The organism is Piscirickettsia salmonis LF-89 = ATCC VR-1361 (assembly GCF_000297215.2).
GTDB classification, from domain to species: Bacteria; Pseudomonadota; Gammaproteobacteria; order Piscirickettsiales; family Piscirickettsiaceae; genus Piscirickettsia; species Piscirickettsia salmonis.
This window is the reverse complement of sequence record NZ_AMFF02000136.1, coordinates 1-1,117: the sequence shown is the minus strand read 5'-3', so window position 1 is coordinate 1,117 and position 1,117 is coordinate 1. Positions and strand designations below refer to the sequence as shown.

1 protein-coding gene is annotated in these 1,117 nt (G+C 35.9%); it reads left to right on the top strand.

Going from position 1 to position 1,117, the window contains the following annotated elements; translation table 11 throughout:
- Window positions 1-113 precede the first annotated feature (113 nt).
- Complete coding sequence (locus C200_RS12030; RefSeq protein WP_032126790.1) at window positions 114-1,019, top strand: IS481 family transposase; 906 nt, start codon at window positions 114-116, stop codon at window positions 1,017-1,019.
- The last annotated feature ends 98 nt before the right edge of the window (window positions 1,020-1,117 follow it).

Sequence of the window (1,117 nt, the reverse complement as noted above, 5' to 3'; positions counted from 1 at the left end):
AGTTAAAGCTTTGTATTATTAATCTATTTATCACTCAGGTTACGCGTTTAACTGTGAAAGTCTGAACCTAGCTTGACAGTTGGAGTCTACTAACTGTTTGGAGGTAAAGATTAATGAATTTAAAAGCGAAACGCGATATTTCACGAAAATTGAAAGTACTTAACCATGCTTTAGAAAGTAAAAATGTTTCAAGGACTTGCCGTTATTTTGGTGTTTCTAGAGAATCTTTCTATACATGGCGCAGAGCTTATGAGCAAGACGGTGAAGAGGGCTTAATTAATAATAAGCCCTGCCCTGAAAACCCAAACTTAAGAATTGACAAGGCCATTGAAGAAAAAATTGTTTATCTGCGAACAACCTATCATTTTGGCCCTTTAAAAATATCATGGTATCTGGAGCGGTTTCATGACATCAAAGTTTCTCGGTCTGGTTGTTACTATATTTTACTAAGAAATAGGCTTAATCGTCTTCCTGAGAACATTAGAAAACGATCTATGCCTCAGTTTAAACGTTATGAGAAAAAAGTTCCTGGGCATCATGTACAAGTTGATGTTAAATTCCTATTTTTTAATGATGAAGATGGTAAAAGAATTAAACGTTATCAATATACAGCAATCGATGATGCGACACGTATTCGTGCTTTAAAAATTTACTCAAAACACACCCAAGCTAACGCAATTGATTTTATTAATTATGTGGTTGATAAATTCCCATTTCGAATTAAAGTAATTCGTACCGATAATGGCAGTGAGTTTCAAGCAAAATTTAATTGGCATGTACAAGACCTTGGTATGGATCATGTTTATATTAAACCAGGAACGCCAAGGCTCAATGGCAAGGTAGAACGCTCACATCGCACTGACAAACAAGAGTTCTATCAATTAATCGATTATAATGGTGATGTTGATTTACATGACAAGCTTGCAGAGTGGGAGGCTTTTTATAACTTTCAGAGGCCCCACTCTGCTCATTCTGGAAAAACCCCTTACGAAATGTTAAAAACTAAGTTAGGATTGTAAAAATTCATGTCAAGCGAAGTTCTGAGTGACACAAACTTCAACTACAACCCTCTTAAATGCATCTTGTGCGGCAATCAGTTAAGAAGGGTAAGCACCCA

Bases quoted from the DNA above. Each gene is read 5' to 3' on its own strand.
- C200_RS12030 (WP_032126790.1), top strand. From the start codon at position 114: ATGAATTTAAAAGCGAAACGCGATATTTCACGAAAATTGAAAGTACTT.